This is a genomic window from Anderseniella sp. Alg231-50, assembly GCF_900149695.1.
In the GTDB taxonomy this organism is placed as follows: domain Bacteria; phylum Pseudomonadota; class Alphaproteobacteria; order Rhizobiales; family Aestuariivirgaceae; genus Anderseniella.
This window is the reverse complement of the sequence record NZ_LT703003.1, coordinates 2,131,340-2,155,803: the sequence shown is the minus strand read 5'-3', so window position 1 is coordinate 2,155,803 and position 24,464 is coordinate 2,131,340. Positions and strand designations below refer to the sequence as shown.

Sequence of the window (24,464 nt, the reverse complement as noted above, 5' to 3'; positions counted from 1 at the left end):
CAATTCATCGCCAAACTGTGGATCGTCCGCCTCAAATCACCTTGCGCGACAGCTTGGCCTTTGCACCGGGCGGATTGATAGTGTAACTCACACGGAATTTGCGCCCGCCCATCCGACGGCTTGGGCTGCATCCGCAAAAAGAGTGCTCATGCCCAAACGTGAAGATATCGACACGGTCCTGATTATCGGCGCAGGGCCGATAGTTATCGGCCAGGCCTGCGAGTTTGACTATTCCGGCACCCAGGCCTGCAAGGCCCTTAAGGCCGAAGGCTACCGCATTGTCCTGGTCAACTCCAATCCGGCCACGATCATGACCGACCCTGATCTTGCGCATGCGACATACATCGAACCCATCACCCCTGCCGTCGTTGAGAAGATTATCGAGAAGGAGCGCACCGAACGTCCCGGTGACAAGCTGGTATTGCTGCCGACCATGGGCGGTCAGACCGCTCTTAACACCGCCCTTTCACTGAACAAGCAGGGCGTGCTGGACAAATGGGACGTGGAAATGATCGGCGCGCGCGCCGAGGCCATCGACAAGGCTGAGGACCGCGACCTGTTCCGCACCGCCATGAAGAAGATCGGGCTGGAGACGCCGCGTTCCGCCTTCGTCAATACCTCAGACCTGAAGCAACGCTTCAGCAAGAGCTATGAACAAGGTCTCGAGCAGGCGTCCGGAAACGGTCCTGACGCAGTTTCCGCATTCAAGACCGAATGGGCCAAAACCGAATTTGAACGCCGCGAAGAGCAGCGTCTTACCGCGCAGCAGCAGGCCTTTGAAGCCTACAAACTCACCGGCCTGCCGGCCATTATTCGTCCGTCCTTTACGCTGGGCGGCACCGGCGGCGGCATCGCCTACACGCTCGAGGAGTTGTATGACATCGTTCTTTCCGGCGTCGAGGCTTCTCCCACTTCCGAGGTGCTGGTCGAAGAATCCGTACTTGGCTGGAAAGAGTTTGAGATGGAGGTTGTGCGTGACCGCGATGACAACTGCATCATTATCTGCTCCATCGAAAACCTTGATCCGATGGGCGTGCACACAGGCGATTCGATTACCGTTGCTCCGGCTCTGACGCTGACCGACAAGGAATACCAGGTGATGCGCAATGCATCCATTGCGGTGCTGCGGGAAATCGGTGTTGAAACCGGCGGTTCCAACGTGCAGTTCGCTGTAAACCCGGCCAACGGCCGCCTCATCGTTATTGAAATGAACCCGCGGGTTTCGAGATCATCCGCGCTCGCCTCCAAGGCAACCGGCTTTCCGATTGCCAAGGTCGCGGCCCGCCTTGCCGTGGGATACACGCTGGATGAGTTGGACAACGACATCACCGGCGGTGCCACGCCGGCATCGTTTGAGCCATCAATCGATTACGTCGTGACCAAGATCCCGCGCTTCGCCTTTGAAAAATTCCCCGGCTCCAGGCCCAACCTGACCACCGCCATGAAATCTGTCGGCGAAGTGATGGCCATCGGACGCACGTTCGCTGAATCCCTGCAAAAGGCGCTGCGCGGCCTGGAAACCGGGCTTTCCGGCCTCGACGAGATTGAACTGGAAGGTCATGGCAAGGATGAGGACAAAAACGTCTTCCGTCGCGCCATGTCGCTGCCCACACCTGACCGGTTGCTCAAGGTTGCCGAGTGCATGCGTCGCGGCGCCACCAAAAAGCAGGTGTTTGAATCGTCGAAGTACGACCCGTGGTTCATTGAGCAGCTGTCCGCGATAATCCAGACTGAAAACCGTGTGCGCGAACACGGCCTGCCAAAGGATGCCGCCAATTTTCGCATGCTCAAGGCTGTGGGTTTTTCGGATGGGCGCCTTGCTGACCTTGCTGGTACCAGCGAGGCCAGGGTTCGCAAGGCCCGTCACAAGCTGAAGGTCAAACCGGTCTACAAGCGCATCGACACCTGCGCTGCCGAATTTGCTTCGCCGACAGCTTACATGTACTCGACTTATGAGGTTGGCCTGCCCGGCAATGATGGTAACGAGGCACAGGTATCCGATGCGAAAAAGGTCGCCATTCTCGGCGGCGGGCCAAATCGCATAGGCCAGGGCATCGAGTTCGATTACTGCTGCTGCCATGCCGCGTTCGCCCTGTCGGATGCCGGCTATGAAACCATCATGATCAACTGCAACCCAGAGACAGTGTCTACCGACTACGACACTTCGGACCGGTTGTATTTTGAGCCACTGACCGAAGAAGACGTGCTGGAAGTTCTTCTGGCGGAGCAGGCAAACGGTGAACTGCACGGCGTTATCGTTCAGTTTGGCGGCCAGACGCCGCTCAAGCTGGCCGACGCCATAGAAAAAGCCGGCATTCCCATTCTCGGCACGTCTCCGGACGCCATTGACCTGGCCGAAGATCGTGACCGGTTTGCAAACCTGCTCAAGAAGGTCAAGGTACGCCAGCCGAACAACGGCATTGCCAAGTCCGGCCCCGAAGCCGTCAAGATCGCGGAAAAGATCGGGTATCCGGTCGTTATACGCCCGTCTTATGTGCTGGGCGGCCGCGCCATGGAAATCGTCCGGGACACCGAAGATCTCAAACGCTACATCAACGAGGCTGTTGTTGTTTCCGGATCGTCCCCGGTTCTCATTGACAGTTATCTGTCCGATGCCATTGAGGTTGATGTGGACGCACTGTGTGACGGCAAGGATGTATTCGTCGCCGGAGTGATGCAGCATATCGAGGAAGCCGGCGTCCATTCGGGCGACAGTGCATGCTCGCTGCCGCCCTACTCGCTCAAAAAGGCCACCATTGATGAACTGGAGCGCCAGTCGGCCGTGCTGGCGCGTGCGCTCGGGGTGGTCGGTCTGATGAATGTGCAGTTTGCCATCAAGGACGGCGATATCTATGTGCTCGAAGTAAACCCGCGTGCCTCGCGCACGGTACCATTTGTGGCCAAGGTGGTCGGTCGCTCGATCGCCAAGATCGCCTCGCGCATCATGGCCGGAGAAACGCTCGCCTCGTTCAAATTGAAGAAGCACAAGCTCAAACACATCGGCGTCAAGGAAGCAGTATTCCCGTTTGCGCGCTTTCCCGGTGTTGATACGGTGCTCGGCCCGGAAATGCGCTCCACCGGCGAGGTCATGGGAATCGACACTGATTTCGCCATGGCATTTGCCAAAAGCCAGATTGGCGGCGGAACAACGGTTCCGGTTGACGGCACCGCGTTCATTTCAGTGCGCGACCATGACAAGTCCCGCATCCTGCCCACAGCACGGCAACTGGCCGATCTGGGCTTCAAGATAGTCGCAACCGGAGGGACCCAGCGCTATCTGACGGAAAAGGGTGTCTCTGCACAGCGCGTCAACAAGGTTCTGGAAGGCCGCCCGCATATTGTGGATGCCATGGCAAATGGCGAGGTTCAACTGGTAATCAATACCACGGAAGGTCAAAGCGCACTGTCGGATTCAAAATCGATCCGGCGAGCGGCCCTGATGGCCAAGATCCCGTACTACACGACCCTGCCCGCGTCCCTCGCCGCGTCCCAGGCGATTGCTGCCGTCAAACATGGTGACTTGTCCGTCAAGCCGCTTCAGGACTATTTTGACCGAAAATTCTCCTGACCAGGCCCGATAAACCGGGTTGCAACACCGCTATGGAGCCATATACATCTCCATCCGGTCCGAACAGATGACCCTGTGATCGGCTTTCCTCTACGACAATCAACGTTAAACAGGTCTTGCAGGACGCATTTGTTTTGCGCATATTTACATCAGACCGAAACATTCCCGCACACAGTCAACAGACGAACGCGTTGGTAGCTTAACGGCTTCCATGGAGTTCTGAGGCTTGGGCGGCTAACAAGATTCTGGATTACGTAGCGATGGTTGAAAAAGTTCCCATGACTGCAGAAGGACATGCCGCCATGTCCGATGAAGTGAAGCACCGCAAGTCTGTTGAGCGTCCCCGCATCATCAAGGCCATTGAGGAAGCGCGTGCCCATGGCGATCTTTCGGAAAACGCCGAGTACCATGCGGCAAAGGAAGCCCAGGGCTGGAACGAAGCCAGGGTTTCCGAGCTGGAAGACATGATCAGCCGGGCAGAAATAATCGACGTGTCGAAACTGGGCGGTGATACTGTCAAGTTCGGTGCGACAGTAACGGTTGTGGATGAAGACACGGACAAGGAAGCGGTGTATCGCATTGTCGGTGATTTTGAAGCTGACGTGAAATCCGGCAAGCTTTCCATCTCCTCGCCGATTGCGCGCGCCCTCATCGGCAAATCGGCTGGCGACAGCGTAGAGGTGATGACGCCGGGTGGCGGTAAAAGCTACGAGATTCTGAAAATAGCGTTCAAGTAAGTCGTTTTCAGGCATCTTCAACCTGACACCGGGAAACCCCCGTATCAGATCAGGGTGACAATAAAACTGTGAGTTGTTAGTGAACTGACAGACTGAAAGCTATGCGGTCAGGTCATGGCTGTGGCAGATTGTTATGGAGTACGGGGCAAAAAACACCCCTTTCAGGCATCTTGTGATCGTCGGGCATGACCTGTCCGAAGCAGAGATGTGCGACGTCGAGAGATCAAATTATTGCCGGAGACTGAAATCATGAGCGTACAACATTCACGCGTGCTTATTCTGGGATCTGGCCCTGCTGGATATACGGCAGCCATCTATGCCGCACGCGCCATGCTGGAGCCCACCCTGATTCACGGCATTCAGCCTGGCGGTCAGCTCACCATCACAACCGACGTTGAAAACTATCCCGGATTTGCGGACCCCATCCAGGGTCCATGGCTGATGGAACAGATGCAGGGCCAGGCCGAACATGTCGGCACAAACCTGGTCAGTGACCACATAGTCGATGTCAATGTGGAACAGCGGCCGTTTCGCCTCAAGGGTGATTCCGGCGCCGAGTACACCTGTGATAGCCTGATCATCTGCACGGGAGCGCAAGCCAAGTGGCTCGGCTTGCCCACTGAAGAAAAGTTCAAGGGTTTCGGCGTATCCGCCTGCGCAACGTGTGACGGATTCTTCTACCGCGACAAACGCGTCGTGGTTGTGGGTGGCGGCAATACCGCGGTCGAGGAAGCTTTGTTCCTGACCAGGTTTGCCTCCGAAGTTGTGGTGGTTCATCGCCGCGACGAATTCCGCGCCGAACGCATCCTGCAAAACCGGCTGTTTGAAAACCCGAAGGTCAAGGTCATGTGGGACACCACTCTGGATGAGGTCATCGGGGACGAAAATCCGCTTGGCGTTACGGCGGCCCGTCTGCGCAATGTGAAAACGCAAGCTGTCGAAGACCTGCCCTGCGATGGCATTTTCATTGCCATTGGCCACAAGCCGGCGACCGAGTTGTTTGAAGGCAAGCTGGAAATGAAGAATGGCGGCTACCTGATAACGCAGCCCGACTCCACTGCCACCGACATTGCAGGCGTCTATGCGGCCGGCGATGTCACTGACGACATTTACCGTCAGGCTGTCACAGCCGCCGGTATGGGATGCATGGCAGCGCTTGAAGCTGAGAAATTTCTGGCTGAAGCAGGCAACGAAGCCTCGCAGGCAGCCGAGTAGGACAAGGCCGGAATTCCATGCCATTTTCAAAGCGGGACAACAACTTTGACTGGGACAAGTTGCGCATCTTCCACGCGGTGGCGGAGGCCGGCAGCTTTACCCACGCAGGTCACGATCTGAACCTGTCGCAATCTGCGGTCAGCCGCCAGATTTCAGCCCTGGAATCGGAGCTGCACGTTACGCTTTTTCACCGCCATGCTCGCGGCCTGATCCTGACCGAGCAGGGTGAGATGCTGTATCGCACGGCACATGATGTGTTCACCAAACTGGCAACGGCGCGAACCCGCCTTACAGACAGTCGTGACAAACCGACCGGCGACCTGCGCATTTCCACAACCGTTGGCCTGGGCACAATCTGGCTGACCCCGCGCCTGCAGGAATTCATTGAACTGTATCCGCAAATCAGGGTCCAGCTGATCCTGACCGATGAAGAGCTCGATCTTGGCATGCGTGAGGCTGACGTGGCCATTCGCCTGCGCCGGCCGACCCAGCCTGATCTGATTCAGCGCAAGTTGTTCACCGTGCACAATCATGCCTATGCATCGCCGGACTATGTGCAATCGAACGGCCTGCCGAAAACCGCAGAAGAACTCGACAATCACAAAATCCTGGCGTTCGGACCGACGCCTACGTTCCTCAGCGACCTCGGCTGGCTGCTGCGCGCGGGCCGAGCGGAGGGCGAAACGCCGCGTGAATCAAGTTTCATGATCAATTCCATCTACGGGTTGCGGCGTGCCGTCGAATCCGGCCTGGGCATCGGGGTTCTGCCGGATTACATAGTGGGCGAAGACTCACCCCTCATCCGTGTTTCCCTGGGCGCGGACGCACCGGGAATAGACACCTATTTTGTCTATCCGGAAGAGATGCGGAATTCCAAAAGAATCGCTGTATTCAGGGATTTCGTGGTGTCAAAAGCACGGCAATGGAAGTTCTGACGCTCACGTAAGTGCGTGCAATATATGTGCTTTTGCCTGATATGCAGTCACCGCATGACATACATGCCCAATACCGGATTGCACTTGATGGTTCATCCGTGTGAGCCTTGTTTTGTCAGCGGCTAGTTTACTCCCTCATAAAACACATGGCCGCATGCCCGAAGGGTTCACCGAAGCGCGAGGCAACAACAAGTGCTTCAGGTTGAACCGCCGGGTTCCTGACGACGAAGGGGCCAGACACACTCTCCACCCGGGTGTCTGGCCCCTGATTTTTCAAACAGGCAAGATATCTCTCGAAAACCTGCTCGGGATCACTTGAACAGCGCAGTTCCCAATTCGTCCTTCATGCCGTCGTAAAGCGACGCGACCTGCTCGGCGTAACCATTGTAGATCACGGTCGGGATCTTCTCACCCGTTTCCAGATCACGTTCCGACGCCTGGCTCCAGCGCGGATGCGAAACGTCCGGGTTTACATTGGCCCAGAAACCGTACTCTTTGGGCCCGAGCACTTCCCAGAAGCTCTTGGGGCGTTCGGACGTGAAAGTGATCTTGTTGATCGACTTGGCCGATTTGAAGCCGTACTTCCAGGGCAGGTGCAGACGGATTGGCGCGCCCATGGACTTGGCCACCGGTTTGCCATACGCACCGGTCGCCATGAACGCCAGGTCATTGTTGGCTTCTTCCATGGTCACAGCTTCTGAATATGGCCACGGATAGCTGCCGCCGAACAGGCTTGGCTTCTGGCCGGGTGCCATTTCAGGATCGTTGAAGGTTTCAAACTTCACGTATTTCGCGTTGGCAGTCGGTTTGGCAAGGGCGACAAGCTGCTTGAGGGTGAAACCGCTCCACGGCACCGTCATTGACCATGCTTCCACACAGCGGTGCCGGTATACCCGCTGTTCAATCTGCACCTTCTTGATCAGGTCATCGAACTGCATCTTGAAAGGAGCTTCAATCTCACCTTCGAAGGCGATCTCCCAAGGCCGGATAACCAGCGCTTCGGCAGCCTTTGAAATACGCTTGGATGTGCCAAACTCATAGAAGTTGTTGTAGGTGATATTGAGTGCCTCAGGCGTAATCTTGCGCCCGGCGTCCGCATAGGCGGGGTTGAGCTTGCCCGGGTACAGGCCTGCCGTTGGATCAGTTTCGGCAAAAGCCGGACGAATACCTGAAGCGAGCCCGATACCGGCAAACCCGGCAGCGGCAATAAATTTTCGCCGGTTCAGAAACACGTGTTCCGACGTGGCTTTGGATTCCGGAATCTGCCAGTTGTGAATCGTCTTGATCAGCATGCGCAAGCACTCCTTGCAATTTGCGAGTAAGCCGCCCGCGAAAGGCACCTTCACTCACCAACCTAGGCATACTCACCTGGCTTGCCAAATCACTCCTTTGTCAGGCAAATGCGATCAGCCGTTATCAGCGACTGTCATGACAACAGGCAAGAGGCCAGATCAGTCAGCCGGCTCAAGTGTCATGCTGGACACACCAAGCGCCGCGTTGAGACCAGTCTGCACCTGGACGCTCAATGGCTGCAGTGTGATATTGGCCCCACCGACCAGGGCGTTTGCACCGGCGCCAACACCAGCTGTGGCTTCCGCGGATGCGCCGACATACCGGCCCGAAAGCGCGCCGTATTCAACGATACCAGGAGCGAAAACCCCCCATATCATGCGGGCTTCGCCGGTTACCCCGATATCGAGACCGAACTTTGTCAGCCTTCCGACATAAACATCTTCGCGCCCGCTGGTTGATTTGTAGACGCAATCCATGGATTTTGACGAAGTGACGATCAAACCGATCCCGCCTTCGACAAGACATTCCAGATTACCGATATTGATCCCCACCCCGTCGGCTGACGCCGGTCCGGAAGAGGCCGCAACAATCCCAAGGGTCAAAACAGCGGCTGAAGCAATACGTTTCATGTAAGTCTGCCTTTCTGGCAAGTGTGGGGGTCGGGCTGCGTGACCGAAACCGCCACGCAGCCGAACTCCCGAATCGCCGTCCCGAGCGATTGACTAATAGATAGCCATCGTTGGTGACAAATCCAATTACAATTTCGACATAATTGTAACAAATTTTTTAACTGGCGAAACCGGCTATTTCAGATTGTTGCAGAACCGCTGAATACGTTCGCATGCGTCCTCCAGCGCTTCGTTGGACGTTGCATATGAAACCCGGAAAAACGGCTCCAGTCCAAATGCCGCGCCATGCACTGCTGCAACACCCTCGTCAGCCAGCAGGGCTGTCACAAAATCCTCATCATTCTTGATCAGGTGGCCTGACGGTGTGGTCTTGCCAATCAGCCCTTCACAGGATGGATACACATAAAATGCACCTTCCGGGGTTGGGCATGACAATCCTCTCGCCTGGTTCAGCATCGACACGACCAGATCCCGGCGATCCTTGAATTTTTCATTGTTGCTGGCAATGAAATCCTGTGGCCCGTTCAGGGCCTCGACCGCCGCCCACTGCGAGATCGACGACGGGTTGGATGTGGACTGCGACTGCAGCTTCCGCATGGCATTTATCAGAATTTCCGGACCGGCCGCAAAACCGATACGCCATCCGGTCATTGCATAGGCCTTGGATACACCGTTCATGGTCAAGGTGCGCTCGAGCAACGCAGGTTCGACCTGGGCCGGGGTCACAAACTTGAAATCATCATAGACCAGATGCTCGTACATATCGTCGGTCAGCACCCAGACTTGCGGATGTCTCATCAACACATCCGTCAGGGCCTTCAGTTCGGCATGACTGTATGCCGCGCCCGACGGGTTTGACGGCGAGTTGAACACAAGCCACTTGGTTTTGGGGGTAATCGCGGCTTCCAGGGCGTCCGCCTGCAGCTTGAACCCGTTGTCCAGGGTCGTCTCGACAAACACCGGCTTGCCACCGCCGAGCAATACGATATCGGGATAGCTCACCCAATACGGTGCCGGCACAATCACTTCATCGCCCGGGTTGAGCGTCGCCAGCAGCGCGTTGAACAAAACCTGCTTGCCGCCGGTTCCGACCGAAACCTGCGATGGCTTGTACTTGAGCCCGTTGTCACGCTCGAATTTGGCGCAAATTGCCTGCTTCAGTTCAGGCACGCCATCAACCGGGGTATACTTGGTGCGTCCGTCACGGATCGCCTTGATGGCGGCTTCCTTGATATTGTCAGGTGTATCGAAGTCGGGCTCACCGGCGGACAGCCCGATGACATCGCGGCCCGCTGCTTTGAGTTCCATGGCTTTCGTTGAAATCGCGATCGTAGCTGACGGTTGAATACGAGTGAGCGAGTCTGCGATGAAACCCATTGGAATGACTCCTTGAAATAATCTGTGATATTGGTCCTGATTGACCGGCGCGGACCGTAGTCCTGCCGTTTTTGTACCGCAAGGGCAAAGTCTCTGTTTTTGACTGTTTTGGCTGTTGAGGGTTTCTAAAATTGCATATTTCAATCGCCGGGGCAGGTATTGCGGGCTTGGCGTCTGCCATCGCACTTTCACAAAACGGTCACTCGGTATCGGTTTTTGAGCAAGCCGCCCGTCTTGAGGCGATTGGCGCGGGGCTTCAATTGGGCCCCAACGCCGTCCGGGTACTTGAAAACCTGGGCGTCTGGAGCGAGCTCGAAGCGCAATGCTGCGCACCGGATCGAATTCGCATCTGTGATGCGATCAGCGGTCGGCAGTTGTCTGAGCTGGATCTTGGCGACAGTTTTACCAGGAAGTTCGGCAGCCCCTACCGTGTTGCGCACCGGGCCGACCTGATCAATGCACTGGCGCAATCCGCATCGCGCATTGCCGATATCACGATCGTCAACGATTGCCGGATTACCGGGTTGGAACCGGGTGCATCCACATGCGTGAAAACCCTGTCCGGAGAGGCCCATGAAACCGACCTTGTGGTCGCGGCAGACGGTATCCGCTCGCAGCTCCGGGCGCATATCGGACTTGAAAACCAACCGCGCCTGAGCGGTGAGACGCTGTACCGGGCCCTTGCACCAGCCAGCGACCTGCCCGCCGGCCTGGACCCCGACGCAGTCTACCTCTGGCTGGCACCGGGCGCCCATGTCGTGCACTACCGGGTATCAGGCGGCCGCCGGCTCAACATCGTCGCCAGTATTGAACAACCGGCAGACCAGACAGGCTGGAACAACATAGCCAGCCGCGGCGACGTGCTTGCCGCACTGCCGGGTGCCGCGTCCGCTCTGCGCGACCTGTTGTCCGCCCCGGCAAGCTGGCTCGCCTGGACCGGTGCCGACCTTGACCCGTTCACCTCATGGAGCCGGGACAATTGCGTGCTGGTCGGTGATGCCGCTCATGCATCCCTGCCCTACCTTGCCCAGGGCGCTGCCATGGCCCTGGAAGACGCCGAATGCCTTGCCGCCTGCATCGGTGATGGAAGCGGTGATCTGACAGCCGCCCTTGTCCGCTACGAAAGCCGCCGCCAACCGCGCACCGCCCGCATTATCGAAGAGTCCCGCCGCAATGCCGGCATCTACCATATGCGCGGCCCGAAGGCTCAGGCCCGCAACCTGGCTCTCCGGTTCATGCCGGGATCCATGCAGATGCAACGGCTCGCCTGGATTTACGCGTCACCGCCGGATAACGGCTCGCCCCGGTAGCACGCCGCCAACCGTCTCACCATCTGAAGAAATCCCGTAAAGCCCATCGATCTGGTTGACTTGATCGATTCGTTGCGACCACTGTGACAACCCGCTTCCGACAGTTCGCATGAGGTTCACCGATGCAACATCTTCCCGCTATTCTCGCCAACAGAATTGCCGACCGCGGGCCGGTTCGGGTCGGCGTAATCGGTGCCGGCAAATTCGGCTCGATGTTCCTCAACCAGGTCCCGTTCTCGCCGCACCTGTCGGTTGCCGTGATCGCAGACCTTGATCCTGAACGCGCCCGCGCCGCCTGCCGCACGGTGGGCTGGCACGACGACCAGATATCCCGGACACGCTTCACCGATGACGGCATGGACCTGATCGCCGACCCGGCTGTTGAGGTTGTCATGGAAATCACCGGCTCACCGGCCGCCGGCTGCGCCCATGCACTTGCCGCAGCCCAGCACGGCAAACACATCATCATGGTCAATGTCGAAGCAGATGTCCTGGCAGGCCCGGTCCTGGCTGACGCACACCGCAGCGCAGGCACTGTTTACTCCATGGCATCCGGCGACCAGCCGGCCCTGGTCTGTGAGATCGTCGACTGGGCCAGAACCTGCGGCCTGGAAATCATCTGTGCCGGCAAAGGCACCCGCTACCAGCCCGGGTTCCATGATGTCACTCCGGATGATGTATGGACCCATTATGGCCTTTCCCCGGAACAGGCGGCGGCTGCAGGCATGAACTCGCAGATGTTCAACTCGTTTCTGGACGGCACCAAATCCGCCATTGAAATGGCGGCAATTGCCAACGCCACCGGGCTCAACGCCCCCGGCAACGGGCTGAAATTCCCCGCCGTCGACTTCGATAACCTGCAAAACACACTGATTCCGACCGATGCCGGGGGCACGCTTGACGGCGAAGGGTTTGTTGAAGTCGTTGCCTCCGAGCATCGTGGCGAGGCAACCGAAATGCACAATCACCTGCGCTGGGGTGTCTACGCAGTGTTCAAGGCCCCCAACCAGTATGCCCGCGACTGTTTCCTGCAATACGGCCTCAAGACCGACCAGTCGGGCTACTATGCAGCCATGTACCGACCCTATCATCTGATCGGCCTCGAACTTGGTGTTTCCGCTGCCAACGCCGCAATCCGTGGCGAAGCAACCGGAACCACAGCTGAGTGGCGGGGAGATGTTGTGGCCGTTGCCAAGAAAGACCTCGCTGCCGGCGACATGTTGGATGGCGAAGGCGGGTACACCGCATGGGGCAAGTTGATGCCTGCCGGTGCATCACACCGCTCCCGCGCCCTGCCCATCGGTCTTGCACATGGTGTCAGCCTGATCCGCCCGGTGAAACACGGCGCAACGATCACATATGACGATGTGGACACTCTGCCTGACAACGCAGCCCGCACATGTCGCCAAAAACTCGAGAATTCCGCCGATTTCTCGATATAACACCTTGATATTGTTAACTTTTTATTAACCATATGCCACCGGTTTGCCACACAATGACCCGGCCAGAGGCATGGTTTGTCTGATTTTACGCCATGCTTTTATGGTTTTTTGCACGCTCAGAGGGGTTCGTGAATGAACCGGGATGCGCGCATTATGATTATCAGAAACGATGAAACTGACGGCTTGTACGGCTTCGGTGCTGGAGCGCGTGCCGGTGCTTGTGCGCAGAAGCGCAGAAACACCCATATGCTGTCGTTTTTCGTCGTGGCATTGTCTACCGCGGTGCTGGCGGTAATGGTCGCTGTATTACCCATGGGTGCGGCGACTGCCAGCCCATTGCTCACCCAGGCAGGCAATGCGCCACACACTCTTGGCGTTGCCGCTATAGCAGCGTTTTGTCTTTCAACAATCGTGTGCGCCGTCATGCTGGCTGTGCCGATGCTCGCATCACGCAGGTCACGCCGCCGGGGCCGTCGCTAGCTTTTGCTCCCACATTCCGGATAAACAAAAAGGCCAGCATCGCTGTGAAGCGATGCTGGCTTTGACTGTTCGTCAAACAGGGCGAAGATCAGAAGGTGCCGCCGGCGCTTCCGCCGCCGTTGCCGCCACCGCCGCCGCCGCCACTGCCGTTACCTTCGCCGCCGACTTTGCCGATATCGTTGGAAAAATCACGACCGGAGAAATTCTGGCGCTTGGTGGGACGGTCATTGGCTCCGCGGACGAAAGGAGGCACGCTTGTTTTTTTCTTGGCTTTCTCTTCGCGCAATATACCGGTGCATCCGTACTGAGCCCGTTCCGTCTCGAAAATCCGGCCATGCATGCCGTTGCACATCTGCTTGGCTTCGCGGAATGAAGTCTCATAGCCAAAATAGACCGTTTCCGCATTGGCGGTCGTAGTGACATTACCGGCAAAAAAGGCACTGGCAACTGCACCGGCGGCAAGGATCATGGCGGATTTGGCTGTCTTGGTAATCTGGGACATTTTGCTTTCCTCGTTCTTGTTACTGTGCGCGACCTGCGAGATCGTCACGTGCTTACTTGAGGACAACAATGCCAATGCCGAGATGACTGAAACCTGAGTGGTTCGTTCATCTGACGTTCATAAAGTGACTTAGGGTAATATTGCCGGTCAGGCGGGCCTACTGCCAGTAAGCTGACGCAAGGTCCACATAAGCCTTGGTGTTGCGTCTGAGGTGACTGGTGTCCACATCGCGGTAAGCAGCATGCACCATGGCATTCATTTCCTCGGCACGTCTAATACCTTGGGGATAGCCATCGAAAACATCGAAAATGCTTTTTTTCTGCGCATCGACTGTAATAAGGGCTGCAAAGCTGCGCGGTGCCTCGTGAGGATCGTAACCCGCGGAAACGAAGTACCGGAAACCAAGCATGTCGGCTTCTTCTTCCTGGGCCCGCGTATAGCTGCTCAAACTGGTGTCAGCCAGCGCCTTTACACCGCTGCTAAGCCAGGGAACTCCAAGCCCGTCATCAAAAATCCGTTTCCCGAAGGCCGTGACGCGCTTGTTCAACGACTGGCCATCGTGCCCCTTTACCACATGGCTTGCCCGGTTGTGTGCCATTTCATGCGCTAGCACCATCGCCATCTGGCCTTCGGTGCGCAGCTTGGTCACAATGCCGGTTGTGACAAAGATATGACCACCGCCCGGTGTAAACGCATTGGCATGCGGGCTGTCCACCAGGTACACCTTGTAAAACAATCCCGAAGCGCCGTGTTCCGGGGTCGTCTTCAGCCGTGTCACGATCGCATTCAGATGGTCTTCAAGCTCGGTGTCTCTGGACCGCTTCATCACGCCGAGCGCGCGTTGGGCAAGATCATTACCAATAATTTGCTGACGCCTGAAATTGGACGTACCTGCCGGAGCTACCGAAACACCTGTTGCTTCTTTTTCGGCGCTCAAACGGGCGCCTGAAACTCCAGCATCCAGCTGCGCAAGCAACTTGGTTTCGGCACACCCGCTTACGGCCAGAGCCATCACCAGCATCAGTGCGGTTTGTAATGTTGAACGTCTTGTCACGTTGCCAGCCGTTGAGCCTGAAAAAATAGTGAGTGCCGCCCACGAAGCAGCATCATAGCGCCCATCGTCTAAAGCCTCAAGCAAACTTCTTAACGAAATTTGATCTGCGGATAATTCATTAAAAAATCAATTATTGGCCTTCCACCACCCGCAGTGCCAACACAAAATTGTTACATTTTTGATGCCTCTTATTGATCCAGCGCTGCTCGAACTTGCGTAAGCAGCCTGTTATAGTTCACGGCAGCAACTATCGTTAAAACCCTGATCGATAAGTCCAATAAGGAAGACTGACCATGAAGTTTACCCCTATTGCCCTGGCCGCAATCCTTGCCATCGGCACATCGTTTACTGCAGCTCACGCTGCTGGCTCAGACAGTTCAACTTCAACCAAGACCTGCAAAAATGGCTGGGTTTATTCCAGCAGCAAGAAGAAATGCGTAAAGCAGACCTCTGAAGTTGTTCCTGACAAGTCACTGAAAGCCCAGGGCTGGGCTCTTGCCCGCGCCGGCCAGTATGAGAACGCTGTCGACCTGTTCCGCCTGGTCGCTGACAAGCGCGACCCCGAAGCTCTCAACGGACTCGGCTATACGCACCGCAAAATGGGCAAGGTGGAACAAGGCATCACGTTCTACCAGAAGGCCCTGGACGCCAATCCGGATTACATCCTGGCCCGCGAATACCTCGGCGAAGGGTATGTAAAACTGGGCAAGATGGACCTTGCACGCGAGCAGCTGACCGAAATCGGTACGCGCTGCGGCACAGCATGTGAAGAATACCTGCTGCTGTCCCAGGCCATCGATACCGGCAAGCCGATTTACTGATCGCAAGGTCAATCTGACGAACATCTGCGCCACGGTCCTTGCCAAGGGCCGTGGCTTTTTGTGTTCCCTGCCCTTCAGCAAACCGTTAGAGGTTGCCATAAATCAGGCGCAAAACTACCCATCTCCTGCTGCAAACTCCCGCTAAACGTAAATCAAGCCTTAACCAAGAATTACTATGCTTTGCTGCATGGAAATCGAACGTTTGAGAGCCGGGGTTTAACTGATGAGTGACCGACAGATATCACGCCGCAACATGCTGGTTGGCACCAGTGCGACGCTATTGGCAGCTCCACTGACAAGCCCTGCAACGGCCGAACCCTTCAGTATCGACAGTATCTCCAACTGGATAAAAACCCGCGGTGGTTTTGACGAAGAGCCGCGCCGCGGTGACATCACAGGTTCGGTTGCACCGACCAACGCCCCTGCAGCACCACAGCCGCAATATCAGCGCCCTGCGGATACCTATGAGCCGCAGCCGGTCCCGGGCCAGCGCCCGCCGCTCGAATCACCGATCGACTATCCGATCGAGAAAGTCAGCCCGGCCAGCATCAAACCGCAGTTCCGCCGCCAGCTTGTTCGGTATTCCGGCAGGGAATGGCCCGGCACGATTGTCGTGGACACCAGGAAGCGGCAGCTGTTTCATGTTCGCGAAGGCGGCATGGCCATGCGCTATGGCATTGGGGTCGGTCGCGCCGGCTTTACCTGGGCGGGCGAGGCTTACATCGCCCGCAAGGCACGCTGGCCGCGCTGGACGCCGCCGGCCGAGATGGTCGCCCGTGATCCCAAGGCAGCGAAATGGCCGCTCGGCATGCCGGGAGGGCCAAAAAATCCGCTCGGTGCCCGCGCGCTCTACCTGTTTGATCTTACCGGCCGCGATACATTGTACCGCATTCACGGCACCAATGACCCATCCTCTATCGGCAAGAACCTGTCATCAGGCTGTATCCGCATGTTGAACCAGGACATTGCAGAGCTTCACTTGCGGGTGACACTCAAATCCCGTGTCGTGGTGCTCAATCATCGGGCAGGTTGACCGGCGGCCGCTTTCTTCTTGCGGTTGACCAGCACGATACCGGTACACACCAGTGCCAGCGCACCGACAAACTCCAGCGTAATGGTCTCGCCCAGTATCATCCAGCCGAACATCACCCCGAACAATGGCGTCAGAAAACCGAATGAAGCCATATCGGAAGCCGGGTAAACTGCCAGTACCCGAAACCACATCAGAAAACCGAAACTCACAACCACCAGGACCTGAAAGACAAACAGGCCTCCGATCAGCGGTGTAAAATCGCGCACCAGGTCGCCGAACACCGGCGCCAGCGGCAGCATGATCGCCGCAGATACCGCAAGCTGGTAGACAAGCTGCATCTCAGGCGACGATCTGGACAATGCTGTGGTACGGGCCAGCAGCGCGATACCCGCCCAGCAAAACGCCGCAACAAGACACATCAGGTCGCCCACCAGTGCATATTCGGTTGCCGGGTGATCATTGCGCAACAGTGCCCAGCCGACACCGGCGACGGCCATCGCCAGCCCCAGCACCCGAAGCGGCGTCAACCGCTCGCCCGGGATCATGAAATGAGCAGCACATGCCAGCCAGAACGGCATGGTGTAAAACAGCATCGTGGCCCGCGCGACAGAGGTGTAATCGAACGCAGAAAACGTCAGCATGAATTCAGCGGCAAACAATGCGCCGCAAAAAAGTCCCGGCACCAGACTGCCGTCACTGATCGACAGCTTGCGCCTGGTGAAGTGAGCATAGAGCAACACCGGCACCAGCGCGCAGGCCGAACGCAAAGCGGCCTGAAACACAGGCGCCAACCCCGCATTCACCAGTTTCACAAGCACCTGGTTGATACCCATAACCAGCGCAAAGGTCACCAGCCACCCGGCACCGGCCAGATCAATCCTGTCCTTGCGCTCACCACTCACCGGCTGAATATCCCCACCATTTCCACATGGGCGGAATACCTGAACTGGTCCACCGGTACAACGCGTTCAAGCGTGAACCCGCCCTGGACCAGCACGCTTGCATCGCGCGCAAATGTTGCGGCATCGCACGACACTCCAACAACTTTTTGAATGTTTCCGGCAGCTGCCAGTTCCGCTGCCTGTGCGCCAGCCCCGGCACGCGGCGGATCGAACACCGCGCCGGTGATGCCCTTCAGCTCAGGCGCAGTCAGCGGATCCCGCATCAGGTCGTGCGTCCGGGCAACCAGCGGTTTCAGCCCGGTTGCGCCGCGGGCAGCAGTCTCAAGAGCCGCAATCGCGGGCTTGTCGGAATCCACCGCAAGCACCCTTGAAGCCTTCGCCAGTCGCAGGCCGAACGCCCCCCATCCGCAAAACAGGTCAGCCACGACGGCATGCCCGGCAAGTGCGGGTACGACGATGGACGCAAGCGCCTGTTCGCCCGCCGCGGTCGCCTGGGCAAACCCGCCCGGTGGCGGTGTCACTGTTGCGCCGTCTACATCAAGTGCGGGCCGGCCGCGCTCGATCAGCATGTCCCCCGATGCAGTCACCCGCGCCAGGCCATACTCCTCGGCTATGTCCGCTATCCGTACACGCGCATCAAGCTCGGGATCGTCAACTCCCACGAGTTCGCAATCCAGCCCGGTATCACTGGCGAGCAGATAAACCCGCTGCGGTTTCTTGAGGCCGAGAGCCTGAACGAGGGCAGTCGCAATTTTCGGGGCCTGCGCCAGTTGGGGCACCAGGACCGGGCAGGTGATGACAGGCACATGGTCATGCGAACGGTGCGCTGAAAACCCGGCCTTGCCGCGCGCCACCGTCAACGTGACGCGCCGGCGCCCGGCCCCGTGCGCATCAACCAACGGTGCAACTTCAATTTCGGTCAGCCCCTTGCGCGACAATGCTTCGACGACCAGTTGCCGTTTCCATTGGGCATATGGGAGTTGCGACCAGTGCTGCAGCAGGCAGCCGCCGCAGCTGCCGAAATGTGCGCATTCCGGGCTCACCCTGTCCGGCGAAGCTCCAACGACGTCGGCCAGCCGGCCACGGTCGCCCTTCACATCGGCCCGGACCCGTTCGCCCGGCAGAGCGTACGGTACATAGACCGGAGCACCATCACCGCGGGCGATGCCTTCGCCGCGCGCCCCCATCGCCTCGATTGTCAGGTCAGCCACAATTCACGCCTTGAATGACGCCAATGCGGCACGTGCAACATCAGCTCCCCACTCCTGCACGAAATGGCCCGCGTCTTCCAGCACCATCGGCGCCGGGCATCCGCGAATGATCTGCTGCAAATCGCTCATCACCGGCACGCCGAGTACCGGATCTTTGGCGCCAACCGCCATGAAACTCTCGCCGAACCATTCGTGCTGCCAGAATTCACGCGCCCGCTTCATGGTCTCGATGCCTTCCATGCCAGGCTCTATCATCACCAGTTGCGGAAACCGGCGCACACCGGCCTTGTAGGTTGTATCCGGAAACGGTGCCTCGTAGGCGGCGGCTTCCGCTTCGCTCAAGTGCGGCACGGCCCGCTTCATAAGGGCACCGCAGTCCATGTCCGGCTTGCTTGCCACATAATCCTTCCAGTCCTGAAACCCGGACCCGAGGCTCTCGCCGACCGGCATCGCCGTGTTCATGACAACCAGCCGGTCGAAGCGCTCCGGCATTTCAACCGGCAGGCTCAGGCCCAGAATACCGCCCCAGTCCTGCACCACCAGGGTGATGTTGAACAGGTCCAGGCGGCTGATCAGCGCCAGCATCATGTCGCGGTGGAAATGAAACGTGTAGAGCGCATCGTTTGCCGGTTTGTCGGAGCGGCCGAAGCCCAGCCAGTCCGGCACGATGACCCGTGCATCGGCCTCTGCAAACACCGGGATCATGTGACGATACAGATACGCCCAGGTCGGCTCGCCCGGCAGGCACAGAAAGGTCTGTAGCGCATCGACAGGGCCTTCATCCAGGTAATGCACCCGAAATCCTTCATAACCCGGCAGATCGTCCACATAATTCGGGGCAAAGTCATAGCCCGGCAAATCATCGAAACGCTCGTCCGGGGTTCTCAGTGCTTCCATGAAACAAACTCCATATCGTCATTATGCCTGTGACCGGTTTCGAGCTGCTGCCCGGGCTTCGCGCAAGGCAATGAACCCGCCGGCACCTGCCACGATCGCAGCGCCCAGCCATGTCCAGGCCGATGGCACCTCAGACCACACAATCCAGCCGATAATGGCGCCCCATACAAGCGCCATGTACTCCTGCGGGGCAATAACCGCCGCCGGTGCATTTCGGTAAGCCACGATAACCAGATAATGCGCCATGCCGCCAATCAGGCCAAGTACTGCAAATCCGGCCAGGTGATCGGCCTGCGGCAGCTTCCAGGTCCACCAGGCCAGCGGCGCGAACACCAGCAGGGCCACGAAGGTTGTCCAGGTAAACATTGTAGTCACGGTTTCGGTCCGCGCCAGCCGCCGCGTATAGGTGATGCCGAGAGCAAACACGGCGGTTCCCGCGACCAGGATCAGCATTTCTGGCTGGAAGGCCTCGGCGCCGGGCCGCACGATAACCAGCATGCCGGCAAACCCGACGACAACAGCCAGCCACCTGGCCACGCCCACCCGCTCGCCCAATACCGGCACCGACAGGGCTGTAATGAACATTGGTGCGGTAAACGCCACCGCAATGGCTTCCGCCAGCGGCACATATTTCAGGCCCCAGAAAAACAGGGCCAGTGCCACCGACATCAACACGCCCCGGAAAACATGTGCCACTGGCCGGCGTGTCCGCACCTGGTGAAAGCCTGCCACGTACAGGGCAATGGCGACCGGGACCAGTCCGAAAAAATACCGGAAGAACACGATCTGGACTGCCGCAAAACCCTCCTGCCCGTGCCATTTGGCAATCGCATCGGCAATCGAGAACGAGGCAACCGCGACCCACATGGCCACCAGTCCCTGGGTAACGCTGCCCGCATCGCGGCTGTTGATGGTATTTGCGTCCATGGTTCACACACTAAAGCGGATTGTGCCCCACCAGACATGCCACAAACACATAGCGCGTGCGCGTATGTGCTGTGTCACACCGGCGTCAATTGGTGTCTTATAGCAAGCCATGAACTCTCAGACAGCCTCCGCAGCCCCCGTCGCAAAACCACGCGCACCCTACGGCATTCTCATTGCCATGGCGGCAATCGGCCCCCTGGCCATGAACATGTTCGTGCCGTCGATGCCGGGCCTGCAGTCCACCTTCCAGGTTTCCTCAGGCGTGGTTCAGATGACACTGACCGTGTATCTGGCAGGCCTTGCCACGTGCCAGCTGGTCTACGGCCCGCTGTCGGACCGTTACGGCCGCCGCCCCATGCTGCTGGCCGGGCTGGCATTGTTCGTCAGCGCCAGCATCATGTGCGCGCTTTCCACCTCAATCGAAATGCTGATTGTCGCGCGCGGACTGCAGGCGGTCGGCGGTGCGGCCGGCATGATCCTGTCGCGCGCTATCGTGCGGGATCTTTTTTCCCGTGAACAGTCTGCCTCGGTTCTGGGATACATCACCATGGCCTGGGTGCTGGCCCCTATGGTGGCACCGGTCATCGGCGGCATACTGGACCAGTGGTTTTCCTTCAGGGCAGGCTTCTGGGTTCTGGCCGGCATCGGCTCGCTGGTCTTCCTGACAGCATTCGCGCGCCTGCGCGAAACCAATCAGTCGCTGCAGCCTGACGCCAGTCTCATTCGCACCCGGCTGTATGCCACCCTGCTGAAGAACAGTTCGTTCCTCGGCTACACCGCCACCATATCTTTCGGCAGCGCCGTGTTCTTCTGCTACCTGGCGGTGGCACCGTTCATCATGGTGACGGTACGCGGCTACTCGGCAATCGATTACGGCATCTGGTTCATGTGTTCGGCGCTCGGGTACATGGCCGGTAACTTTGTCTCCGGACGCTACTCGATGCGTCTCGGCAATGACCGCATGATCCGCATCGGCAACATGCTCACCCTGGCAGGTGCAGTGTTGCTGCTGGTGTTTGCCGTCACCGGATTCACCCATCCCTCAACCCTGTTCCTGCCCATGGCACTGTGTGCATTCGGCAACGGCCTGACCATTCCAAACGGCATTACCGCGGCCATATCCGTCGACCCGAAAAACATCGGATCGGGCGCCGGGCTGGCCGGCTTCATCCAGATCGGGCTCGGCGCGCTTGCCTCGCAGGGCGTCGGTCACCTGCAGGCCACCTGGACCCATGTCGGCTTCTGGGTGATGGCCCTCATGGCCCTGGCGGCAGCGCTTGCACATCGGCCCGATGCACGGCAATAGTGACATCCCATGAACAATGATTCTTCCAACTCCGCGCCCAGGGGCGATCTGACAATGCGGGTGCCGGCCATGCCGGCAGACGCCAATGCCGCCGGCGATGTGTTCGGCGGCTGGGTCATGGCGCAGATGGACCTGGCAGCCGGCATCAGGTCCGGCGAACGCGCCACCGGCCGCGTCGTCACCGCCGCCATCAACGCCCTGTCATTCAAGCTCCCGGTCAAGATCGGCGACACCCTGGAGCTCTATACCAACGTGTCGAAAGTGGGCCGGTCGTCCATGACCATCGAGGTCGAAGCCTGGGCGCAGCGCTACCTCACCCTTGAGAAAGTCAAGGTCACCGACGCCGACTTTGTCATGGTCGCCGTTGACAAGGACGGCAATCCGCGCACCGTGCCGGACGAGTAAATGCTTGAATCAACGTTTCCGGCAGCGGTCGCAACCGGTTGAAATGAATCAGGGTTTCATACGCCGTTAAACCTGCAGTCAGGCTACCGACGGATAAGGGCCCGGCGCCAAGCCCGCCCGGACAGCTCCAAATGCCTGATGTAACAGGTTAAGTGGAATCGCGGCGCCCGGGGATCTTTCTACCGGCGCAAACAAGCCCAGACCTAGTAGTATCCTTCCGCCGGTCCCTTGTATTCCATCAGCGTATTACCACCGTCCGCCACGATCAGCTGGCCGGTCACGAAGCTTGCTTCTTCACTGGCCAGGAACAGTGCCACCTGCCCGATTTCGTCAGGTGTGCCCGGCCTGCCGATGGGCGCCTGTTCACCGGCGAAGACTTCTTCTGGTGATGATGACGGGGTTTCAACCCAGCCCGGCCCGATGCCGTTCACCGTGATATTGTACTCGGCCAGTTCAATGGCCTGCGCCCGGGTCATGCCCATGATGGCCGCCTTGGCGGCGGAGTAGATGGTGCCCTTCGGGTTGGACACCAGCGGCCCGGTCACCGAGCTCATATTGACGATGCGGCCGTACCTGCGCTCGATCATCGACGGCACCACCCGGCGGGTCACGTTGAACACGGTGGTCAGGTTGATGTCCATGCCGCGGCGCCATTGCTCGTCGGGAATATCCTGTATCAGCCTTGAGGGTTCATCATGACCGATCTGCACCATGCCGGCATTATTGACGACGATATCTATGGGTCCGTGTGCTGCCTCTGTTGCCGTCACCAGCGTGTCCACCTGGGCCACGTCGGTCAGGTCGCAGGCGTGGGCAAACACACCAGCGCCCAGTTCCCGCGCCCGTTCCTGGATGCGGTCGGTCGTCGAGGTGATGGCAACCTTTGCCCCCGCCGCCTGGAGCAGTTTCGCACAGGCAAAACCAATGCCGCCCGCACTGCCGCATCCGGTCACCAGCGCCACCTTGTCCTTCACCCCTGCCATCGCAATACTCCCGCATACTTGAATTGCCACAATTGTGAGCGCATCTTTGCAGGACCAATTCACCTGTGCAATTGAAAGTGCCTAGTCATGAAAAGCAGTCTCTTCGCCGCTCTTGCAATCCTGGCAATGACAGCATCACCGGCATTGTCCGGCAAGCTCAGTTTCGACGTGGCAAAGACGGCGTCATGCGGCTGCTGCAAGGCCTGGGTCGAGCACATTCGCGCAGCCGGCCACAAGGTCGAAACCTCCGACATGGACATGGGCTCTCTCGCCCAGCACAAGATCAAGCTTGGCATCAAGCCGCAGCATGCCTCCTGCCACACCGCCACCGTGGACGGCTATGTCATCGAAGGTCATGTACCGGTTGCCGACATTGAGCGGTTGCTGAAACTGCGGCCAGAGGCCATCGGCCTGTCGGCACCAGGTATGCCTGCCGGCTCACCCGGCATGGAAATGGGCACTTACCGGGAAGCCCACGATGTCGTGCTGGTGAAGCTGGACGGCACCAGCGAGGTCTGGTCTCACTATGAGGAAAAGCAGTAGGCGCCCTTACTGACAATCACCTTCTACTCGCCAGCCAGCCAGTCAACCGTCCATGAAGCCCCGCCCTGGCGCAGGCGCTCTGACAAGGCAGGCATCAGGCCGGGCAGTTCTTCGGCCAGCGGCCACGGCGGGTTGACGATGATCAGGCCGGAGCCTGCCAGTCCGCCGCTCATGGCGGCCGGCCGCACCATCAGTTCCACCTGCAGCATGCGCGCGATACCCGATTGCCGGGCCGCCTCGACCAGCCGCTGTGACAACCCGTCTCCGGTCACCGGATACCACAGCATGAAGCAGCCGGTGGCAAAGCGCTTGTAGCCCTGCTGCAGCATGGCCAGCGCACGTACATCATCATCACGCCGTTCAAACGGCGGATCGATCAGCACGATACCGCGCCGTTCCGGCGGCGGCAGATTGGCCTTCACCGCAATGGTTGCCTCGGTTTGCGTCACCCGCACCCGCTTTTCACGGGTATACAGACCGGCGAGTGTTTCATGATCTTCCGGGTGCAGCTCGTTGAACACCAGGCGGTCATCCGGCCGGGTCAGCAGCACGGACAACTCAGGCGAACCGGGATACCATTCAAGGCCCTGCCCTCGCGAGTTCACCGCCTCGACCATGTCACGCCACGGCGACAACAGGGTTTCCGCCGTTTCATCATCCAGCACCAGCCGCCCACCTGCTCCATCATACAGGCGCCCCAGCCCGTCACGCCATTCCAGCGTCTTGCCCGCTTCGTCGCTTGCAAGGCTGTACAGCCCGATGCCGGCATGCGCGTCGATCACCCGAAACGGCTTGTCCTTGCGCGCCAGGTGCCCGATGGCGCGCGCCAGCACCACGTGCTTGAGCACATCAGCATGGTTCCCGGCGTGGTAGGCGTGGCGATAATTCATGGGT

General features: G+C 58.6%; 23 protein-coding genes. 12 read left to right on the top strand and 11 right to left on the bottom strand.

Translation table 11 applies throughout. From position 1 onward, the window contains the following. Nucleotides 1-148 precede the first annotated feature (148 nt). The 4 genes from carB to DHN55_RS10195 all read left to right on the top strand — a co-directional run bounded on the left by carB (nt 149) and on the right by DHN55_RS10195 (nt 6,455). Nucleotides 149-3,568: a carbamoyl-phosphate synthase large subunit gene (gene carB / locus DHN55_RS10210; protein ID WP_108881185.1), complete on the top strand. Its 3,420-nt coding sequence runs from the start codon at nt 149-151 to the stop codon at nt 3,566-3,568. 260 nt (nt 3,569-3,828) lie between these two features. After that, on the top strand, nt 3,829-4,305 hold the full coding sequence (gene greA / locus DHN55_RS10205) for a transcription elongation factor GreA (protein ID WP_108881184.1): 477 nt from the start codon (nt 3,829-3,831) through the stop codon (nt 4,303-4,305). A gap of 249 nt (nt 4,306-4,554) precedes the next feature. Further along, nucleotides 4,555-5,520 (top strand): thioredoxin-disulfide reductase, encoded by a 966-nt coding sequence (gene trxB / locus DHN55_RS10200; RefSeq protein WP_108881183.1) that lies wholly within the window; start codon nt 4,555-4,557, stop codon nt 5,518-5,520. Nucleotides 5,521-5,537: 17 nt separating this feature from the next. Continuing rightward, a complete protein-coding gene (locus DHN55_RS10195) occupies nt 5,538-6,455 on the top strand; it encodes a LysR substrate-binding domain-containing protein (RefSeq protein ID WP_108881182.1) in 918 nt (305 codons plus the stop codon). A 311-nt stretch (nt 6,456-6,766) separates the two neighbouring features. Here the strand turns inward: DHN55_RS10195 and msrP are convergent, their stop codons facing one another. From msrP to DHN55_RS10180, 3 genes are all read right to left on the bottom strand, one after another. Continuing rightward, a complete protein-coding gene (gene msrP / locus DHN55_RS10190) occupies nt 6,767-7,747 on the bottom strand; it encodes a protein-methionine-sulfoxide reductase catalytic subunit MsrP (RefSeq protein WP_108881181.1) in 981 nt (326 codons plus the stop codon). 159 nt (nt 7,748-7,906) lie between these two features. Continuing rightward, a complete protein-coding gene (locus tag DHN55_RS10185) occupies nt 7,907-8,377 on the bottom strand; it encodes a DUF992 domain-containing protein (protein ID WP_108881180.1) in 471 nt (156 codons plus the stop codon). A gap of 174 nt (nt 8,378-8,551) precedes the next feature. Continuing rightward, the gene (locus DHN55_RS10180) at nt 8,552-9,754 is read right to left on the bottom strand and encodes an aminotransferase class I/II-fold pyridoxal phosphate-dependent enzyme (protein ID WP_108881179.1); all 1,203 of its coding nucleotides are present in this window, start codon (nt 9,752-9,754) and stop codon (nt 8,552-8,554) included. Nucleotides 9,755-9,885: 131 nt separating this feature from the next. Here DHN55_RS10180 and DHN55_RS10175 point away from each other — a divergent pair, with 131 nt between their 5' ends. The 3 genes from DHN55_RS10175 to DHN55_RS10165 all read left to right on the top strand — a co-directional run bounded on the left by DHN55_RS10175 (nt 9,886) and on the right by DHN55_RS10165 (nt 12,986). Next, nucleotides 9,886-11,064 (top strand): FAD-dependent monooxygenase, encoded by a 1,179-nt coding sequence (locus tag DHN55_RS10175; protein ID WP_108881178.1) that lies wholly within the window; start codon nt 9,886-9,888, stop codon nt 11,062-11,064. Nucleotides 11,065-11,186: 122 nt separating this feature from the next. Then, nucleotides 11,187-12,506 (top strand): Gfo/Idh/MocA family oxidoreductase, encoded by a 1,320-nt coding sequence (locus DHN55_RS10170; RefSeq protein ID WP_108881177.1) that lies wholly within the window; start codon nt 11,187-11,189, stop codon nt 12,504-12,506. Between the two features lie 153 nt (nt 12,507-12,659). Further along, on the top strand, nt 12,660-12,986 hold the full coding sequence (locus DHN55_RS10165) for a hypothetical protein (protein ID WP_337660132.1): 327 nt from the start codon (nt 12,660-12,662) through the stop codon (nt 12,984-12,986). An 88-nt stretch (nt 12,987-13,074) separates the two neighbouring features. Here the strand turns inward: DHN55_RS10165 and DHN55_RS10160 are convergent, their stop codons facing one another. Both DHN55_RS10160 and DHN55_RS10155 read right to left on the bottom strand, forming a co-directional pair. Continuing rightward, on the bottom strand, nt 13,075-13,488 hold the full coding sequence (locus DHN55_RS10160) for a hypothetical protein (protein ID WP_337660131.1): 414 nt from the start codon (nt 13,486-13,488) through the stop codon (nt 13,075-13,077). 157 nt (nt 13,489-13,645) lie between these two features. Further along, nucleotides 13,646-14,542, bottom strand: coding sequence for a M48 family metallopeptidase (locus DHN55_RS10155; RefSeq protein ID WP_337660130.1), 897 nt, complete (start codon nt 14,540-14,542; stop codon nt 13,646-13,648). A gap of 293 nt (nt 14,543-14,835) precedes the next feature. Between DHN55_RS10155 and DHN55_RS10150 the strand changes: the two genes are divergently transcribed. Then, a complete protein-coding gene (locus DHN55_RS10150; protein ID WP_108881173.1) occupies nt 14,836-15,363 on the top strand; it encodes a tetratricopeptide repeat protein in 528 nt (175 codons plus the stop codon). A gap of 223 nt (nt 15,364-15,586) precedes the next feature. Continuing rightward, entirely contained in the window at nt 15,587-16,396 is an 810-nt protein-coding gene (locus DHN55_RS10145) for a L,D-transpeptidase (RefSeq protein ID WP_337660129.1), read from the top strand. Here DHN55_RS10145 and DHN55_RS10140 read toward each other — a convergent pair. The 4 genes from DHN55_RS10140 to DHN55_RS10125 are packed head-to-tail and all read right to left on the bottom strand — an operon-like array spanning nt 16,381 to nt 20,333. Beyond that, the gene (locus tag DHN55_RS10140) at nt 16,381-17,298 is read right to left on the bottom strand and encodes an EamA family transporter (RefSeq protein WP_108881172.1); all 918 of its coding nucleotides are present in this window, start codon (nt 17,296-17,298) and stop codon (nt 16,381-16,383) included. The genes DHN55_RS10145 and DHN55_RS10140 overlap by 16 nt on opposite strands. Further along, a complete protein-coding gene (locus DHN55_RS10135) occupies nt 17,295-18,509 on the bottom strand; it encodes a class I SAM-dependent RNA methyltransferase (protein ID WP_337660128.1) in 1,215 nt (404 codons plus the stop codon). Before DHN55_RS10135 ends, DHN55_RS10140 begins: the two co-directional genes overlap by 4 nt. Nucleotides 18,510-18,512: 3 nt before the next feature. Continuing rightward, nucleotides 18,513-19,406 carry a haloalkane dehalogenase gene (locus DHN55_RS10130; RefSeq protein ID WP_108881171.1) on the bottom strand — a complete coding sequence of 298 codons (894 nt, stop codon included), beginning with the start codon at nt 19,404-19,406 and terminating at the stop codon, nt 18,513-18,515. Between the two features lie 21 nt (nt 19,407-19,427). Continuing rightward, a complete protein-coding gene (locus DHN55_RS10125) occupies nt 19,428-20,333 on the bottom strand; it encodes an EamA family transporter (protein WP_108881170.1) in 906 nt (301 codons plus the stop codon). A 109-nt stretch (nt 20,334-20,442) separates the two neighbouring features. Between DHN55_RS10125 and DHN55_RS10120 the strand changes: the two genes are divergently transcribed. Both DHN55_RS10120 and DHN55_RS10115 read left to right on the top strand, forming a co-directional pair. Then, nucleotides 20,443-21,639 carry a Bcr/CflA family efflux MFS transporter gene (locus DHN55_RS10120; protein ID WP_108881169.1) on the top strand — a complete coding sequence of 399 codons (1,197 nt, stop codon included), beginning with the start codon at nt 20,443-20,445 and terminating at the stop codon, nt 21,637-21,639. Between the two features lie 9 nt (nt 21,640-21,648). After that, nucleotides 21,649-22,044, top strand: coding sequence for a hotdog domain-containing protein (locus DHN55_RS10115; protein ID WP_108881168.1), 396 nt, complete (start codon nt 21,649-21,651; stop codon nt 22,042-22,044). Between the two features lie 203 nt (nt 22,045-22,247). Here DHN55_RS10115 and DHN55_RS10110 read toward each other — a convergent pair whose 3' ends face one another. Then, on the bottom strand, nt 22,248-23,027 hold the full coding sequence (locus DHN55_RS10110) for an SDR family oxidoreductase (RefSeq protein WP_108881167.1): 780 nt from the start codon (nt 23,025-23,027) through the stop codon (nt 22,248-22,250). Between the two features lie 87 nt (nt 23,028-23,114). On the opposite strand from DHN55_RS10110, the gene DHN55_RS10105 reads away from it, so the two are divergent. Then, nucleotides 23,115-23,570 carry a DUF411 domain-containing protein gene (locus DHN55_RS10105; protein ID WP_108881166.1) on the top strand — a complete coding sequence of 152 codons (456 nt, stop codon included), beginning with the start codon at nt 23,115-23,117 and terminating at the stop codon, nt 23,568-23,570. Nucleotides 23,571-23,593: 23 nt separating this feature from the next. On the opposite strand, the gene DHN55_RS10100 is transcribed toward DHN55_RS10105, so the two are convergent. Beyond that, nucleotides 23,594-24,460: a 23S rRNA (adenine(2030)-N(6))-methyltransferase RlmJ gene (locus tag DHN55_RS10100; protein WP_108881165.1), complete on the bottom strand. Its 867-nt coding sequence runs from the start codon at nt 24,458-24,460 to the stop codon at nt 23,594-23,596. Between the last annotated feature and the right edge of the window lie 4 nt (nt 24,461-24,464).

Excerpts from the sequence above, each read along its gene's own strand:
- DHN55_RS10180 (WP_108881179.1), bottom strand. The coding sequence starts at position 9,754 with ATGGGTTTCATCGCAGACTCGCTCACTCGTATTCAACCGTCAGCTACG.
- DHN55_RS10120 (WP_108881169.1), top strand. The coding sequence starts at position 20,443 with ATGAACTCTCAGACAGCCTCCGCAGCCCCCGTCGCAAAACCACGCGCA.
- DHN55_RS10185 (WP_108881180.1), bottom strand. The coding sequence starts at position 8,377 with ATGAAACGTATTGCTTCAGCCGCTGTTTTGACCCTTGGGATTGTTGCG.
- DHN55_RS10100 (WP_108881165.1), bottom strand. The coding sequence starts at position 24,460 with ATGAATTATCGCCACGCCTACCACGCCGGGAACCATGCTGATGTGCTC.
- DHN55_RS10145 (WP_337660129.1), top strand. The coding sequence starts at position 15,587 with ATGAGTGACCGACAGATATCACGCCGCAACATGCTGGTTGGCACCAGT.
- DHN55_RS10115 (WP_108881168.1), top strand. The coding sequence starts at position 21,649 with ATGAACAATGATTCTTCCAACTCCGCGCCCAGGGGCGATCTGACAATG.
- DHN55_RS10110 (WP_108881167.1), bottom strand. The coding sequence starts at position 23,027 with ATGGCAGGGGTGAAGGACAAGGTGGCGCTGGTGACCGGATGCGGCAGT.
- DHN55_RS10130 (WP_108881171.1), bottom strand. The coding sequence starts at position 19,406 with ATGGAAGCACTGAGAACCCCGGACGAGCGTTTCGATGATTTGCCGGGC.
- DHN55_RS10105 (WP_108881166.1), top strand. The coding sequence starts at position 23,115 with ATGAAAAGCAGTCTCTTCGCCGCTCTTGCAATCCTGGCAATGACAGCA.
- DHN55_RS10165 (WP_337660132.1), top strand. The coding sequence starts at position 12,660 with ATGATTATCAGAAACGATGAAACTGACGGCTTGTACGGCTTCGGTGCT.
- DHN55_RS10195 (WP_108881182.1), top strand. The coding sequence starts at position 5,538 with ATGCCATTTTCAAAGCGGGACAACAACTTTGACTGGGACAAGTTGCGC.
- trxB (WP_108881183.1), top strand. The coding sequence starts at position 4,555 with ATGAGCGTACAACATTCACGCGTGCTTATTCTGGGATCTGGCCCTGCT.
- DHN55_RS10160 (WP_337660131.1), bottom strand. The coding sequence starts at position 13,488 with ATGTCCCAGATTACCAAGACAGCCAAATCCGCCATGATCCTTGCCGCC.
- DHN55_RS10150 (WP_108881173.1), top strand. The coding sequence starts at position 14,836 with ATGAAGTTTACCCCTATTGCCCTGGCCGCAATCCTTGCCATCGGCACA.
- msrP (WP_108881181.1), bottom strand. The coding sequence starts at position 7,747 with ATGCTGATCAAGACGATTCACAACTGGCAGATTCCGGAATCCAAAGCC.
- greA (WP_108881184.1), top strand. The coding sequence starts at position 3,829 with ATGGTTGAAAAAGTTCCCATGACTGCAGAAGGACATGCCGCCATGTCC.
- carB (WP_108881185.1), top strand. The coding sequence starts at position 149 with ATGCCCAAACGTGAAGATATCGACACGGTCCTGATTATCGGCGCAGGG.
- DHN55_RS10170 (WP_108881177.1), top strand. The coding sequence starts at position 11,187 with ATGCAACATCTTCCCGCTATTCTCGCCAACAGAATTGCCGACCGCGGG.
- DHN55_RS10125 (WP_108881170.1), bottom strand. The coding sequence starts at position 20,333 with ATGGACGCAAATACCATCAACAGCCGCGATGCGGGCAGCGTTACCCAG.